Origin of the sequence: Larkinella sp. (assembly GCF_965227735.1) — a bacterium.
Taxonomy (GTDB): Bacteria; Bacteroidota; Bacteroidia; order Cytophagales; family Spirosomataceae; genus Larkinella.
This window is the reverse complement of the sequence record NZ_OZ245776.1, coordinates 1,916,846-1,932,324: the sequence shown is the minus strand read 5'-3', so window position 1 is coordinate 1,932,324 and position 15,479 is coordinate 1,916,846. Positions and strand designations below refer to the sequence as shown.

Genomic DNA, 15,479 nt, shown 5'->3' with positions numbered 1-15,479 from the left:
CGCCGTGGAGCGTCTCATTTATAAAACAGGTTAATCCTGATTTCTTACTTACATTCCGCGTTAATAACCCGGATTTTGTTGCAGCTTTCCGATTAATATTTCGCGGTTCGGTATCGGGAAGAGCAGACGGTTCTGGGTCACTGCGTAACTGGTGCCGGGCAGATATGATTCACCGGCATGAAAAGCCTTGATGTACTCCCCGTTCTTGTTCATCACCTCGATGGCTTTGCCGGTGCGGACCAAATCCAGCCACCGTTTGTTTTCAAAGGCAAACTCAACGCGCCGTTCGTGGGCAATCAGGTCCCGCAAAGCCGCCTGACTGGTTTGCGTCGACGGGGCCAGACCCGCCCGCACCCGAACCGGGTTCAAATAGGTCAGAGCCTCAGCGCCTTTATTTTGTTCATTGAGGGCTTCGGCCAATCCCAGGAGCACATCGGAATAACGATAAACCGGGAAGTTATCGTCGGTATTCTGCTCCAGGCTGTGGGGGTGAAGATACTTTTTAATGTATGGATACGCCCTTTTACCCGCCGGTTTGACGTAGCCAACCGGGCTTTTCAGGCTTTCAATGGCCATGTCGCCCACCACGCCGGTTCCTTCCGCAATGCCAATCGACGCTTCCAGCCGCTTGTCGCCGGGTTCATAGGTGCCGATCATCTCGAAGGTCGGAACGTTCCAGCCGCCCCCCTGGCGGTTTTGGGAGGTGATGCCGGTGATCTTGCTGACATCCGAAGCCAGCGGCAGAAAAGGATACAGAAAGTTGCTGTTTTGCCCCTGATTGCCCTGTTGATACTGAATCTCGAACAGCGACTCCCTGCTGTTTTTATTCGATAAACTGAAAACCGAAGCATAGTCGGGCAGGAGCGCAAAGCCCATCGGGGTAATCCCTTTCAATTCGGTTTCGGCCAGCGCAAAATTCTTCTGCGTCAGATACACATCGGCCAGCAGCATTTTAGCCGCTGCCTGCGTGGCGCGTCCTGTTTGCGGAAACGCCGGTGCCGGCAGTTTGGCAATGGCATCTTTCAGGTCGTCGACAATGACTTTATACACCTCGTCGACGGACGAACGCGGAAGATAGGCATCACCGGCTCCCGATACGGCTTTCAGATACAGCGGAACCCCGCCAAAATACCGCACCAGGTCAAAGTAAAACAACGCCCGCAGAAACCGGGCCTGACCCGTCAGCCGGTCGGCTACCTGTTGGCTCAACCCCGCTCCGGGCAGGTAGTCGATGATGCTGTTGGCGCGGGCAATGCCGACGTAACACCGGTTGTATTTGTCGGCGACCAGCGTACTGGTCACATCATCCAGAAAGAAATCGGTGTATTCGCGTTCGATGTAGGCCGGTCCGCGGTTGGTGTTGTTGAACTCAAGGTGCGTATTGTCGGAACGCATCTCGCCCATGCACCAGGCGGCAATCGATCCTTTGGCGTCCCGGACAGCCGCATAGGCACCCACCATGGCCTGTTCGAACTGGGCTTCGGTCTGGTAAAAATTACCGGAGGTGACGGAGCTTTCCGGCACGCGTTCCAGAAAATCTTCGGAACAGCCCGTCAGGAGCAAGGTCGTTAAAAACGATATATACAGAAGCTTTTTCATGTCTTTGATTTTTCGATACGATTAAAAATTCAAATTCAGACCCAGCGCAAACGTCCGGGGAACCGGATAGGGACTGATGTCGACCCCTTCGCTCAGACCGCTCAACCCGTTGAAACTGGCTTCCGGATTGGCCCCCTTGTATTTGGTCAAAACCAGCGCCTGCTGCACACTCAGAAAAATCCGGGATTTGGTGATGTAGCGCGATACTTTCGGCAGGGTGTAGCCCAGCGTGATGTTTTTCACGGTCAGATACGAAGCATCGAGCGCGAGACGGTCCTGCACATTGCGCGGAAATTCGGTGGTTCCCGACAGCGACCGTCCGACAATACCGGCACCGGGGTTTTCGGGCGACCGCCAGCGGTCTTTCATGTACGTTTCGACATTGAAAATGCCTTCCAGCGTTTCGGTCCATTCCGCCAGCGCATAGTACATTTTTCCGCCGTAGGCCCCCGAAATCACAACATTCAGATCCAGGTTTTTGTAGGCAAACGTATTGTTGATGCCATACACAAATTTCGGATTGGGGTTGCCGATGTACGTTTTATCCAGGGTGTTGATGATCCCATCGCCGTTGATGTCTTTCATGCGCATGGTCCCCACCTTGGATGTACTGTGTTTGGGCTGTGAATCAAATTCCTCCTGCGTTTTGTAGACCCCATCGAACACATAGCCGTAGAACTGCCCGATCGGATGGCCCACTTCGGTTTTCCAGATCGTGCTGGAATAATTACCGATGCCGCCGATGGGCGTGTCGTTGGTTCCTAACTTGATGACCTTGTTGCGGTTAAAAGAGATATTGAAATCGCTGGTCCATTTCAGCGTACCAACCAGATTGCGGGTGGTGGCACCAAATTCATACCCCCAGAAATGGAATTCGCCAATGTTGTCCTGGATGTTGGAAAAACCGGTTCCCGTCGGAATATCCACCTGATACAGCATGTTCTTGGTTCTTTTGTTGTAATAATCGGCCGTCAGCGAAATGCGGTCGTTCAGCAGCCCCACATCCAGACCAATGTCCATTCCGGTGGTGGTTTCCCAGGTCAGGCTGGTATTGCCAATCGTGTTGGGGCTTCGTCCCTGCACGAGGGCATTTCCGAACAGGTAGTTGGTGGAGACGATGTTGCCAAACTGGCTGTAATTACCAATGTTAAAATTGCCCGCATCTCCGTATTCGGCCCGTAATTTCAGGTAACTCACGCTGCTCCATTTTTGAGCAAAACCTTCGTCCGAAATAATCCAGCCCGCCGATATGGAGGGGAAGGAACCCCAGCGGTTTGCCGATCCAAACCGGGAGGAGCCATCCCGGCGGATGGAAGCGGCCAGCAGGTATTTTCCTTTGTAGTTGTAGTTCACCCGGCTAAACATCGAGAGCAACGACCATTCGGTTGAGCTGCTGTTTCCGTTTTTGATGGCAGCCGCGTCGATCCAGGTAACGGCATCGTCCGGAAAGCTGGTGCCCGTGAGCCGGTTGGTTTCCTGCCGGAACTGCTGGGCCGAATACCCCACAAGGGCTTCGACATGGTGGTCTGCCGCAAAGGATTTGCTGTAATTCAGGGTGTTTTCGGTCAGCCACGAGGTATATTCATTCGTTTCGTAGGAGCCGGTGGCCAGTTTGGGCGGGGGGGCAAAAATACCGCCCGCCGTTGATGGGTTGAAAATTCGCTGTTTGCGGCTTTCCAGATCCAGCGAGAGGGAGCTTTTAAACCGGAAATTTTTCAGAAAGTCGACCTCGGCGTAGGCATTGCTCAAAATCCGGGTGGAATTGGTCCGGTTGGTGGTTTCGAGCAAGGTTTTTTTCCAGTTCGGAAACGTAAAAAGCCCCGGTCCGGTAAAACTCAGTTTGACAGAACCGTCGGGGTTTTTGTCATCGGGCGAAAAGATGGGGGGCGTAATGATGGCCGAATAGAGCGTGCTGTAAAAACCGTCGGTTTCCTGATTCAGACTGCGCTGATAGGTTGGAGCAATGTTGATGCCGACCCGGGCAAAATCGTTGATCTTGTACTGATTGTTGGACCGCAGAGAAAATCGCTCGTAATTGGTGTTCAAGACCACCCCCTTTTCCTTGTAATAGCCCAGGGTGGTGGCCGAACTGAAATTGTTTTTGTTCGATAAAATGGACAGGTTGTAGCTGTTCTGCCCGCCCGTCTGCAAGAGTTCGTTATACCAGTCGGTACTTTTCCCGGTGTAGGCTTCGGGGTTTTGATACAGCTCCGGTATGCCGCCCGTGTAGCCTTCGTATTTAATTTTGTCTTCAAAAATTTCCTTCCGGTCCTGTAAAAACTCCTTCGCATTCATGAGCTTGGCCCGCCCCCGCTGCGGAACCTGGGCAATGCCGTAGGTGGCGCTGAACTGGATGGTGGTCCGGCCTTCTTTGGCCTGTTTCGTCGTAATCAGAATCACCCCGTTGGCCGCCCGCGACCCATATAAAGCAGCCGCCGAAGCGCCTTTCAGGACGGAGAAATTTTCGATTTCGTTGGGGTTGATGTTGTTGATACCGCCCACAATCGGAAAGCCGTCGACCACATACAGGGGCGTGTTACCGGCATTGATGGAAGCTGCTCCGCGAATCCGGATGGCCATTCCACTGCCCGGCGTTCCCGAAGCCTGGTTGATCTGGACACCGGCAATCCGTCCCTGAAGCTTTTGAGCCAACTGACCCACTGGCTGGTCTTCCAGTTGGGCCGCGGGCAACGATGCAATGGAACCGGTGACTTCCCGCTGTTTCTGCGTTCCGTAGCCCACCACCACGATCTCTTCCAGCGCCCGGTCTTCCGGAGCCAGCGTAATGGAAAAGGTGCTCTGGTTGCCCACGGTCTTTTCCTGGCTTTTGTAGCCGACAAAGCTAAAAACGAGGATGGCATTGTCTTCCGTTTCCATCTGAAAGTCTCCCTCTCCGTTCGTAATCGTACCCCGCTGCGTTCCTTTCACAACGACGCTGACACCGGGCAGTCCTTTGCCGGTTTCATCGAGCACTTTTCCGGAAACCGTACGCTTGGGAGCCACCTGGCCCACGGGCGGGAGGGGTGTCGGGGCAACCTCTTCGCGCCGGATAATGATGACTTTTCCGGTCAGTTCATACTGCAATCCCAGCGGGCTCAGGATGTGGTCCAATACCTGTTGAAGCGGTTTGTTCTCGGCAGAAAGCGTGATTTTCCGGCTGGATTGAATCAGTTTCGAGCTAAACACAAACCGGACGTCTACCTGCCGTTCCACCTGGCTCAGTACCTTTTTTATCTCCATTTCCTGCGCTCTAACCGTAATTTTCTGATTCAGAAGCGACTGGGCTACGCCGTCGCTGGCGTAGCCCAGTCCGGCAAAACAAAAAGCGAACAAGGTCTGAATTGCAGTAAGACCCAGGGTTCGGCAGAAGATTCGACAGACGAACTGCTGATACTGTATGTTTTTTTTCATAAAAGTTAAGGGTATAGGAGTTTGAAGAGGCAATAGTTTTCCCGACTCCCCTTTTTTGGGGAGTAGCATGAAAAGCAGTTTTGAAAGAAAGCGTTGGGATTTAACCGGACCGAACGAACTCAGCCCGGCACCTTTTCAGATTGCAGGTCTTTGGGGTCATCATACCGCATAAAGTATTTAAGGGTTTAGGTTATTACGATCAGAAAAAGAATTCAGCCAGTGTATAAACCCGCTTGACAGGTACGCTTTAATTCGTTTTACATCCCTTGCCGTGAATAACAATTTGCCCTTCCACCAGCTCATACCGGGCCTCAACGGCTTTACAGATAATGGTTAGCTGATCATATAATGCCATACTGTCCAGGGAAGCCGTTAAGGGGCAATCCATCATCAGATCTCTGTCATAAATGATCGGAACACCGTAGGCTTTTTCGAGAGCCGCAAAAACTTCGCTCACGGGTTTGTCTTCAAAGTGAAACGAAGGCTGAACAACGGTTTTGAGCAACACGGGTTTTTCCACCAGGGTCTTTCGCATCCGTACTTCGTCTGTTTTATACACAATTTTCTGATTGGGGGAAAGAACGACCCCGTCCAGTTCGCGGTTGATGGCTTTTTCCTTCGCTTTGGGGTCCGACTGGGCAAACACCGAAACGCGCCCGGTTTTTACTTCAACGATCACTTCCCGCGAACTTTCGTAGGCTTTCACCGTAAAACTGGTTCCTAAAACTTTGGTAACCAGTCCGTTTGCATAAACTAAAAAAGGGTGGGCCGGATCTTTGGCGACTTCAAAAAAAGCTTCTCCGTTGAGGTAGACTTCCCGTTTGGGGGTTGAAAAGTTCTTGGCGTAGTGAATCCGGCTGGCGGGCGCGAGGGTAACGGTAATGCCATCGCCGAGGTGGATCACGACCGGTTGGGATGATGTATTCGCGGTATCGGTAACGGTCGGTGCCTGATTTTTGGCAATCATGAAGGGCGCATCCGACCGGGTGGAAGGCGGCCCGGAACGGAAATAGGGGAGAGCCAGCCAACCGGCCAGCAGGATAAGGCTGACCGACGCGGCCACCCGGAACCAGCTACGGTTATAAACCGGTAAAGGGCGCTGCCTGTATGCCGGAGTTGAGGATGACGGCTGATTGATTCTGGAAATTGTCGATTTGACAACCTGCTCAATTTCGTGTGCGGGCAGCGTAGATTCTTTCACCTGAAGAGCCAGCACGACGGTTCGGGCCTCGTGAATCCGGTCGGCGCGGTCCGGGTTTTCCTGCATCCATCGATTCCAGAAGAAATCCGTCTCGCTGGTGGGCGTAAGAACCCACTGCCGAAAAAAAGGATCCCAGACAAAATCGCCGGTTTTGAAACTTCTGTACTGATTCATACCTACCTGTGCATCTATACCATACGATAGACGAAATCACAGCCGCGATACCAAAAGAATTAGAATTATTTTGAAAAAAAATAGAATGCTGCCAATTGGCCTGCCCCGGTTATCAGTAAAAATGAACCAGAAGCAGCGTCAAGAGTTCCACTTTCCAGTACTCCTTTAGCTGTCTGATGGCAATCTGAAGCAGATTGGATACCGTTTGGGGAGAAATGTCCATCACCTCCGAAATCTGGTTACGGTCCATTTCCTGAAAGAATTTCAGATAAATAACTTCCTTCTGCCGTTTGGGAAGTTCATCCAGCAGTTTTTTGAAACGTTGGGTGATGACCCGGACGTTTTCCTTTTCAATGTACTCCTCTTCGACCGAATATTCAATGTCAAAGGTCTCCTGGTTTTCACTGGGAAGTTCAGTCGATAAACCGGTTCGGGATTGGCCGCTGCGGTTCATCAGCCGGCGGAGCGACGCCATCAGGTAGGGCTTCACCGCAACTTCCGAATTGAGTCGGTCACGACGTTCCCAAATGATCAGAAACAGGTCCTGAATGCAGTCTTTGACAAACTCCTTGTCTTTCGAAAATTTACTGCCATACCGAAACAGAACCTGAAAATAAGAAGACATCAGACAGGCAAAAGCCACGGTATCGCCAGACAAAAACTGTTGCCATACAACAATTTCCGCGGGTCGATTGAAGGGGTGTTTCTTCTGATCCATATGCCATTACCCATTAACATGCGGTTCTGAGCACTTGAAAATGTGCGTCTTTTTACGGGCCTGTGTTTAATTCACAAACATCTCATCCACCAGCACCAGCCCCGGTTTGCCTTTGCCACCGTGCCATTCCGGCAGCGTGCACGGTTTGGCGACCACTTTGAGGTACGTGACGGTTTGCGGTTTGAAGGGGCAGGTAACGGTTTTTAATTCGTGCGTTTCGCCTTTGACGGGCATTTTCGGCTTGACCGTCGTGAGCAGTTTCATCTGGTCGCGGCTGTCGCCCCCCCAGATTTCAACGCTGCCCGGCGGAAAAATACCGGTGGCTTCTTCCACCATGATGCGCAGGGCCACGGAGGAAACCGTGACCGGTTTTTTATATTCGGCCACCAGCACCATGTCGTTGTTGCGAACGCCCGTCCAGTTGTTGGCCCAGGCCGGGCTGTTGGCGTTGAACGTACCGAGTTTGTAGTCAAACAGCGATTTGGCTCCCTCCGCCTGGTGAACGCGGTTGAGCGGCAGCAACAGATTGACGCTGTCGGGTTTGAAAGCACTCTTGTAAAAATCGAAGGTGGCCGTACTGCTGCCAAACCAGCCGTCTTTAAACGCCCGGGCCTTGATGGTCGTCATGTCCGTCAGAACCGTCTGGCTGTTGAAAACCGGAGAGTTGACGCTGTCGGGCTCGGTGCCGTCGGTGGTGAAGCGAATCTGAACGCCTTTGATCGGGTGCTTCAGTTGCAGGGCCGTCGGTTTATCGAAAATGACCGAACTGTTTTTGATCTGCGGTGGGTTCAGTGTAATCGGGTTTTTGCCGTCGTCCTTAAACCCGGCAATAAACGCGATGTTTCGATTGGCCTTCTGCAACTGCTGAATCTCCGAAACCGACAGTTTGGTTTCCCATAACGAGACGGTTTTCAGGCTTTTGAAATCGCCGATCTGTTTTTGCAAGTCGGCATACGTCACTTTGGTGCCTGATAAGGTCAGGGTGTTGAGGTGTTTCAGGGCTGCCAGTTCGTTCAGGTCTTTACCCGTAATGTCGGTGAAATTCAGATCCAGCTTTTGCAGGTTTTCAAACTGGGCAATCGTTTTCAGATCCGCATCTTTCACCGGTAATTTGTTCAGACTCAGCGAAACCACCTGCCGTTTGATGTCGCTCAGTTCCTTCAGTTTATCCACGGAATACGTGTTTCGGTTGTAGAGATTGACCGCCAGCGCCGGTGACTCCCGGGCCAGGGGCGCAATCGTCCGGTAATCATTGTTGAGTTTCTGAACCGTTTCTTCATCAGCCGCATCAAATTCATACACCACCTCCTGCCGTTCGGCGGGTTTGAGCAAAGTGGCAGCGATGCGCCGTAAGGAATCAGTCGGCGGTAAATCGATGACCTTTTTCTTGAAATCCGGTTTGCTTTTCACCCAGAGCGCCAGCAGCGTGATTTCGTCGTTGGTCAACTGCGTTTTGCCCGTTGGCGGCATGTGTTTTTTCTCTTCCATCGGCAGGTGGATGCGCTGGAGGAGCAGGCTCTGGTCGGGGAAACCGGCTTTGAACAGTTTGCCGGATTTGCCGCCTTTCAACAGGGCGTCGACGTCGGCCATGTTCAGTTCCCCTTTCAGTTTCTCCGGGTTGTGGCAACTGATGCACTTTTGCTGGAAAATGGGTTGAATGACGTGATCGAAAACCAGCGCCTGATCGAGTGCCACCGGTTCGACGGTCGGGTTGCTGATCGGTCCGGTAATGAAGTTGTCGCCGTGCGTCAAAACCGCCCCGTAATGCCCCGCGCCAATCAGGAAAACAACGGCCAGAATCGCGCCCGACCGGGCCACCGTGGCCTGGTACCAATCCCGGTTGCGGCTCCAGTAAATGAGGCAGGAAAGGTAGAACAGGCCGATTCCCGACCATTTATGCCATTGTAACACTTCCCCGGAATAACCGTCTTCCCTGGACAAAAACAGCCCCATGATCACCGTAATGCCGGCCGACAAAACGCCCACCAGCAGCAGATTGGACAGAAAACCCCGGTAAAATTCATTCGCGGCATACGACGCATTGAAGCGAAACAGTTCCATCGCCATCGCCAGCAACAGGATTACGATGGGGAAATGGAGAAAAAGCGGGTGCATCCGCCCGATGGGCTGCACCCAGGTCGGCACCACAATTTTACTCTCGAAAAACAGCAGGAATAGAATAAAAACGGCAGAAGCAAACAACGCCTGCTCCGCCAGACTTTTGACCTTTTTAGTCATCACAACAAAGAATCCAGTGGGTTAGGAATAGTAGGGTACTGATCAGGCCAGAATATCCCGGACCACTTTGCCGGAAACATCCGTCAAACGGTACCGGCGGCCCAGGTGTTTGAAAATCAATTTTTCGTGATTCAGGCCCAACTGGTGCAAAACCGTCGCCTGAAAATCGTGGACGTGAACCGGATTCTGCGCGATATTATAGCCCAGTTCGTCCGTCTCGCCGTACACCATGCCGGGTTTGATACCGCCCCCGGCCATCCAGATCGTGAAGCAACGCGGGTGGTGATCGCGGCCGTAGTTGTCGGCCGTGAGCTTGCCCTGCGTGTAGCTGGTCCGGCCAAATTCACCGCCCCAGATCACCAGCGTTTCGTCCAGCAAACCGCGTTGTTTGAGGTCGGTCACCAGAGCCGCCGATGCCTGATCAACGTCCTTGGCTTGTCTGGCAATTTCGAATGGCAGGTTGCCGTGCTGATCCCATCCCTGGTGATACAACTGTACAAACCGAACGCCGTTTTCGGATAACTTCCGGGCCAGCAGACAGTTGGCGGCAAACGTGCCGGGCACCAGACAGTCCGGGCCGTAGAGCTTGATGATGTCGTCCGGTTCTTTCGACAGGTCCATTACTTCCGGAACCGCCGTCTGCATCCGGTACGCCATTTCGTATTGCTTTACTTTGGCCGTAATTTCCGGATCGCCAAATTCCTGGTAGGCCAGGTCGTTGAGCTCCGCCAGATTGTCCAGCATATCCCGGCGCGCGTGCCGGTCCATGCCTTCGGGATCGCGCAGGTACAAGACCGGATCTTCGCCCTTGCTGAACTGCACGCCCTGGTGAATCGAATCCAGAAAACCGTTCGACCACAGCTTGGAATACACGCCCTGCCCGTTGCCGATGCCGCGTGACAGCAGCACCGTAAAGTTCGGCAGGTTTTTGTTTTCATTGCCCAGCCCGTAGCTCAGCCACGAACCCATGCTCGGGCGGTTGCCTTGCTGCGAGCCGGTTTGCAGAAAGGTCAGCGCCGGATCGTGGTTGATGGCTTCCGTGTACATGGATTTCACAATGCACAGATCATCGACGATTTTGGCGGTATACGGAAACAGATCGCTCACCCACGCCCGCGACTGGCCATACTGCTTGAAATTGACGAACGAACCCACCAGCGGAAACGACGCCTGGTTGGCCGTCATCCCGGTCAGCCGCTGCGTTCCCCGCACCGACGGCGGAATTTCCTGCCCCAGCATTTCGCGGAGCTTGGGTTTGTAATCAAACAATTCCTGCTGCGACGGCGCGCCATTCTGGAACAGGTAAATGACGCGTTTGGCTTTGGGCGCAAAATGCGGAATGCCGGGCGTAAGCCCTTCTTCATCAGTACTGTTGCCGCCAAACAGGTCGGGGATCATCAGCGATCCTAAAGCCGCACTGCCCAGTCCTAAACTCAATCGGGATAAGAAGCGACGCCGGTTGAAATTAAAGCCGTGTTCTAAGATTTCCTTTTCCATGATCGCTACGTCTTTGTAATGGTTTCTTCCAGGTTATAAATTGTCGAAATCACCCGCATCATGGCGGCCAGTTTCGTCTTGTCCACTTTCTCCGGAATCGGGTATTCGCCCACCGCAAGGGCCTTTTCCGCGACCGGTTTTTTAATTTCCTTCAGCCCTTTTTCGTAATAGGCCGTCAGCATGTCGATTTCCTTTTCTTTGGGTTTTCGACCCACAATCAGGCGGAAAGCCTTGCTGATTTTATCCTTCGACACGCTGTTCTCCTGCAGCAGATTGGCCGCCAGCACGCGGGACGCTTCCAGCACCGTGGGGTCGTTCATCATCACCAAAGCCTGCAAGGGCGTGTTGGTTTTCAGCCGTTTCACTTCGCACAAATCCCGGTTGCTGGCGTCGAAAATGGCCAGCGATGGGGGCGGAACGGTTCGCTTGATGAGCGTATACATGCCCCGGCGGTACAAACTCGGGCCGTGATCCTGGTTGTAGGTCGACAGCAGCCCGCGGCCCGAGGTTGCGCCTTCCCACAAACCGGGAGGCTGATACGGTTTCACGCTGGGACCACCAATTTTTCTGTTCAGCAAACCGCTGCTCGACAACACCAGGTCTTTGATGAATTCGGCGGGAATCCGGTAGCGCGGACCACGCGCCAGCAAGACATTGTCGGGGTCGTTTTTCAACTTTTCAGGCGTCACCACCGCCGACTGGCGGTAGGTAGCCGAGGTCACCATCTGTTTCACCAGCCGTTTGATGTCCCAGTTGTGTTCCATAAAATCGACGGCCAGCCAGTCCAGCAATTCCGGATGCGACGGCAGATCGCCCTGCATCCCGAAATCACCCGAGGTTTTCACGATGCCCTTCCCGAAGAATTCCTGCCACAGCAGGTTGACATACACGCGGGCCGTCAGCGGATTCTTTTTGTCGAACAGCCACTGCGATAACCCCAGGCGGTTTTTGGGATAGTTTTTGTTGAAAGGCAGAATCGACGACGGCGTTCCGGGGGCTACTTCGTCGCCCGGCGCGTCATAGACACCCCGTTTGAGGATGTACGTTTTGCGCATCGTGTCGGGGTCCATATCGCCCATAACCGACACAATCAGGCGGTTGGTGTCCGGTTTGTTGACAAACGTCAGGATGTTTTTGACTTCGTCGTCGCTGATTTCCATCAGCGGTTTTTTGGCGTAGGTTTCGGGGCCGCCGATCACCGACTCGATCCCCACTTCTTTCACGTTATTAAAGAACGCAAAAAGCTGGTAATATTCTTTCTGGGAGAACGGGTCGTATTTATGGTCGTGGCAGTGTGCACATTCCATCGTGACACCCATGAGTCCTTTTCCGAACAGATCGGTCCGGTCGGTGACGTACATGATCCGGTATTCTTCCGGAATAACCCCGCCCTCTTCGGTGATTTTGTGGTTTCGGTTAAAACCGGTCGCCAGCAGTTGTTCTTTCGACGCATTGGGCAACAAATCCCCGGCTAATTGCCAGGTGACGAAGTCGTTGTAATGCATGTTTTTGTTGAACGCGTGGATCACCCAGTCGCGCCAGGGCCACTGCGTCCGGTAGCCATCGTCCTGATAACCGTGCGAATCAGCGTAGCGGGCCAGATCGAGCCAGTGCAGGGCCATTTTCTCGCCGTAGGCCGGATTTTTCAGCAACTGATCGACGGCTTTTTCGTAGGCATTCGGGCTGTTGTCGGCCAGAAACTGATCCATCAGCGGCAGCGACGGCGGCAAACCGGTCAAATCCAGGCTCAACCGTTTCAGCAGCCGTTCTTTGTCGGCTTCTTCGTTGGGGGCTAATCCTTTCTGTTCCTGCTTGTGGAGAATGAAATGGTCGATCTCGTTTTTGGGCCAGTCGGTCTGGTCAACCTCCGGAACGGCCGGTTTTTTAGGGGCCACAAACGCCCAGTGTTTTTCATATTTCGCGCCCTGCTTGATCCATTTTTCGATCAGGTTGATTTCGCGGGTCGATAATTTGAGGTTCGACGCCGGGGGAGGCATCAGCAGGGACGTGTCCTGGGTGGTGATGCGCAGAAAAGCCGCCGATTGTTCGGGTTTCCCGGCTACCAGCGCGTGAGCAGACGGATTTTCGGCCAGGGCTTTGAAGGCACTTTCGGCCACATCGAGCCGCAGGCCCGCTTCCCGTTTGTTGGCATCCGGGCCGTGGCAGGCCAGGCATTTGTCCGACAGAATGGGGCGAATATCAAAATTATAACTGACGACATCCGGCAATTTTTCGTCTTCAACGCCATGCGTTGAATCCGTATTGCAGGCCTGGATCACCCCGAGAACACTTGCCAAAACACCGATCAAATAAAAGGACTGCTTGAGCATAGGAAATAAATGGGTTCGGTAGTAGTTGAAGAATCCTACTGGTTTAGGAAGATATGAAGCGTTGGCGCTACGCTAAAAACGCGTCCAATTTCGTGAAATATTATAACAAGAGATGATACGATTTGGTGCCATAGTGATATTATTTCATAAATTTAGCCAAGTTCTCTTTGGTTACCAACTGGAACGGAATCAAGGTTTCCTTCTCATAGGCTTCCCCTTTTGCAATTTTGATGGCGGTTTCAATGGCCTTGGCGCCTTGCTGTTCGGCATTCTGAAAAACTGTTGCATCGAGTGTTCCTTTTTTGACGGCCTGCAACGCATCCGGAATGGCATCGATACTGACCACGATCACTTTGTCTTTCAAACCGGCGTCGGTTAACGCCTTGACGGCACCCATTCCCATTTCATCATTCTGGGCAAAAACCGCGTTGATGGTCGTGCCATACGATTGAATCCAGTTTTCCATCAGCGACATGGCTTTCGCCCGGTCCCACTCGCCGGTCTGGTGGGCAATTAGTTTCAGGTTCGGATACTGTTTCAGAATTTCCCGCGCGCCCTGTTCGCGTTTGATCTGGGCGGCCTGGCCCATGTAGCCGTGCATCATCACCACATTGCCTTTTCCGCCCAGTTTTTCGGCAATGAATTTCATCGCAATCCGGGCCGATTCCACGTCGTCGGAACCGATGAAGGCCGACGGTTTGGCGGTGGTTTCGGAGTTGACGTTGATGATCGGAATGTTGGCAGCCAACGCCTTCGTCACCGCGGGCGAGCTGGCTTCCACCTCGCAGGGATTCATGATAATCACATCGACCTTCTGCGCAATAAAGCTCTCCACCTGCTCGATCTGTTTCAGGGCCGAACGCTCGGCGTCGACGGTGATCAACTCCACATCAGATTCTTTCGCTTTTTTGTCGATCTCGTCGCTGACGTTGACAATGAACTCGTTCTGCATGCTGAGCATCGTCACGCCCACGGTCAGCTTTTTGTCGCCGGTTTTTTCGCCCGATGAAGATTGGTTGCAACCTGTTAGCAGGCTGGTAGTGAAGAAGGTAACAAAAATAGAAAAGAAGGTAATTTGTTTCATCTTGTTTTATTGTTCCTATTCTCTGGAAGGTTTGTAAAGTTGATTTCTGTTAAACTGATTCAGTTCAAACCCCGGAGGGGTTAAATGTCAATAGAACGTTTTTCATAAACCTAAAAGCCCCGGCGGGGCGTCCTAAAAATGGACTTGCCTTCAGTACGCCCCTGCCGGGGTTTTGAACATGGACTTTTTCAATTGGCTATTAACATTTAACCCCTCCGGGTTTTAAAATATTAGCTTTTCGGTTTATTCAAACTATCCAAAACCACTGCGCCGATGATGATAACGCCCATCACGACCTGCTGGTAATACGAGGTAACATTCATCAAATCCAGCCCGTTGCTGATGACCCCGATCAGCAACGCCCCGATCAGCGTTCCGGTCATGGTGCCGGTTCCGCCCGAGGTGCTGGTTCCGCCGATGATGGCGGCCGCAATCGCGTCCAGTTCGAAACCGACGCCGGCGTTGGGCTGACCCGTGGTGATGCGCGACGTCAGCAAAATACCGGCCAGGGCCGCGAGTCCTCCGCACAGCGTATACACCACCATTTTGACTTTATTTAGTTGAATACCCGATGCCTGAGCGGCCTGTTCATTGCCGCCCACCGCATACATGTAGCGCCCTAGCACGGTTTTTTTGAGCACCACCGAACAGATGATAAAGAACACGACCAGGATGATAATCGGGTTTGGAATACCCAGCAGATGACCGCCACCGATGAAATTGAAGGAATCGGAGAGGTTGGATACCGGGCGGCCCTTGCTCAGAATCAGCGCCAGCCCGCGGCCGATGGTCATCGTTCCCAGCGTGACGATAAACGGCGGCACCTTGCTTTTCGTAATGACCAAACCGTTGAAAGCACCGAGGAGCAAACCGGCGGCTAAACCGGTTAGAATGGGTACGACAACGGGATACGTGTCGGGATGGGCGAAGGACGCAGCTACCACACTCGTAACGGCCACGATGGAACCGATGGACAAATCAATGCCGCCCGTAATGATCACAAACGTAACCCCAAAAGCCAGCAAAGCGTTGATCGACACCTGCGTGACGACAATCGTCAGGTTGGAGACCGTCAGAAATCTGGGCGTGACAACCGAAAGAACCAGGCAAATGAGAATAAAGGCAATGAAAATACCGTATTGGCCGATCCCCCGGATGCGGTTTTTGGTCGATATCCCAACCGGGTTGCGGTCGGTTTGAACAGGGTTTTCCATTCGGGTTAGGATG

At 52.9% G+C, this 15,479-nt stretch carries 9 protein-coding genes; all 9 read right to left on the bottom strand.

The annotated features are described in order from the left end of the window. Positions 1-60 precede the first annotated feature (60 nt). The 9 genes from ACO064_RS07365 to ACO064_RS07325 all read right to left on the bottom strand — a co-directional run bounded on the left by ACO064_RS07365 (position 61) and on the right by ACO064_RS07325 (position 15,466). Positions 61-1,599, bottom strand: a complete 1,539-nt coding sequence (locus tag ACO064_RS07365) for a RagB/SusD family nutrient uptake outer membrane protein (RefSeq protein ID WP_421826746.1) — start codon at positions 1,597-1,599, stop codon at positions 61-63. Between the two features lie 21 nt (positions 1,600-1,620). Further along, positions 1,621-5,010, bottom strand: coding sequence for a TonB-dependent receptor (locus ACO064_RS07360; RefSeq protein WP_421826745.1), 3,390 nt, complete (start codon positions 5,008-5,010; stop codon positions 1,621-1,623). A 247-nt stretch (positions 5,011-5,257) separates the two neighbouring features. Continuing rightward, on the bottom strand, positions 5,258-6,385 hold the full coding sequence (locus tag ACO064_RS07355; RefSeq protein ID WP_421826744.1) for a FecR family protein: 1,128 nt from the start codon (positions 6,383-6,385) through the stop codon (positions 5,258-5,260). A 112-nt stretch (positions 6,386-6,497) separates the two neighbouring features. Next, positions 6,498-7,103, bottom strand: a complete 606-nt coding sequence (locus ACO064_RS07350) for an RNA polymerase sigma factor (RefSeq protein ID WP_421826743.1) — start codon at positions 7,101-7,103, stop codon at positions 6,498-6,500. A gap of 66 nt (positions 7,104-7,169) precedes the next feature. Next, a complete protein-coding gene (locus ACO064_RS07345; RefSeq protein ID WP_421826742.1) occupies positions 7,170-9,341 on the bottom strand; it encodes a c-type cytochrome domain-containing protein in 2,172 nt (723 codons plus the stop codon). 42 nt (positions 9,342-9,383) lie between these two features. Then, positions 9,384-10,838, bottom strand: coding sequence for a DUF1501 domain-containing protein (locus tag ACO064_RS07340; protein ID WP_421826741.1), 1,455 nt, complete (start codon positions 10,836-10,838; stop codon positions 9,384-9,386). Between the two features lie 5 nt (positions 10,839-10,843). Beyond that, positions 10,844-13,168: a PSD1 and planctomycete cytochrome C domain-containing protein gene (locus ACO064_RS07335; protein WP_421826740.1), complete on the bottom strand. Its 2,325-nt coding sequence runs from the start codon at positions 13,166-13,168 to the stop codon at positions 10,844-10,846. Between the two features lie 139 nt (positions 13,169-13,307). Continuing rightward, positions 13,308-14,252, bottom strand: coding sequence for a sugar ABC transporter substrate-binding protein (locus ACO064_RS07330; RefSeq protein WP_421826739.1), 945 nt, complete (start codon positions 14,250-14,252; stop codon positions 13,308-13,310). Between the two features lie 230 nt (positions 14,253-14,482). After that, positions 14,483-15,466, bottom strand: coding sequence for an ABC transporter permease (locus ACO064_RS07325; RefSeq protein ID WP_421826738.1), 984 nt, complete (start codon positions 15,464-15,466; stop codon positions 14,483-14,485). Positions 15,467-15,479 lie beyond the last annotated feature (13 nt).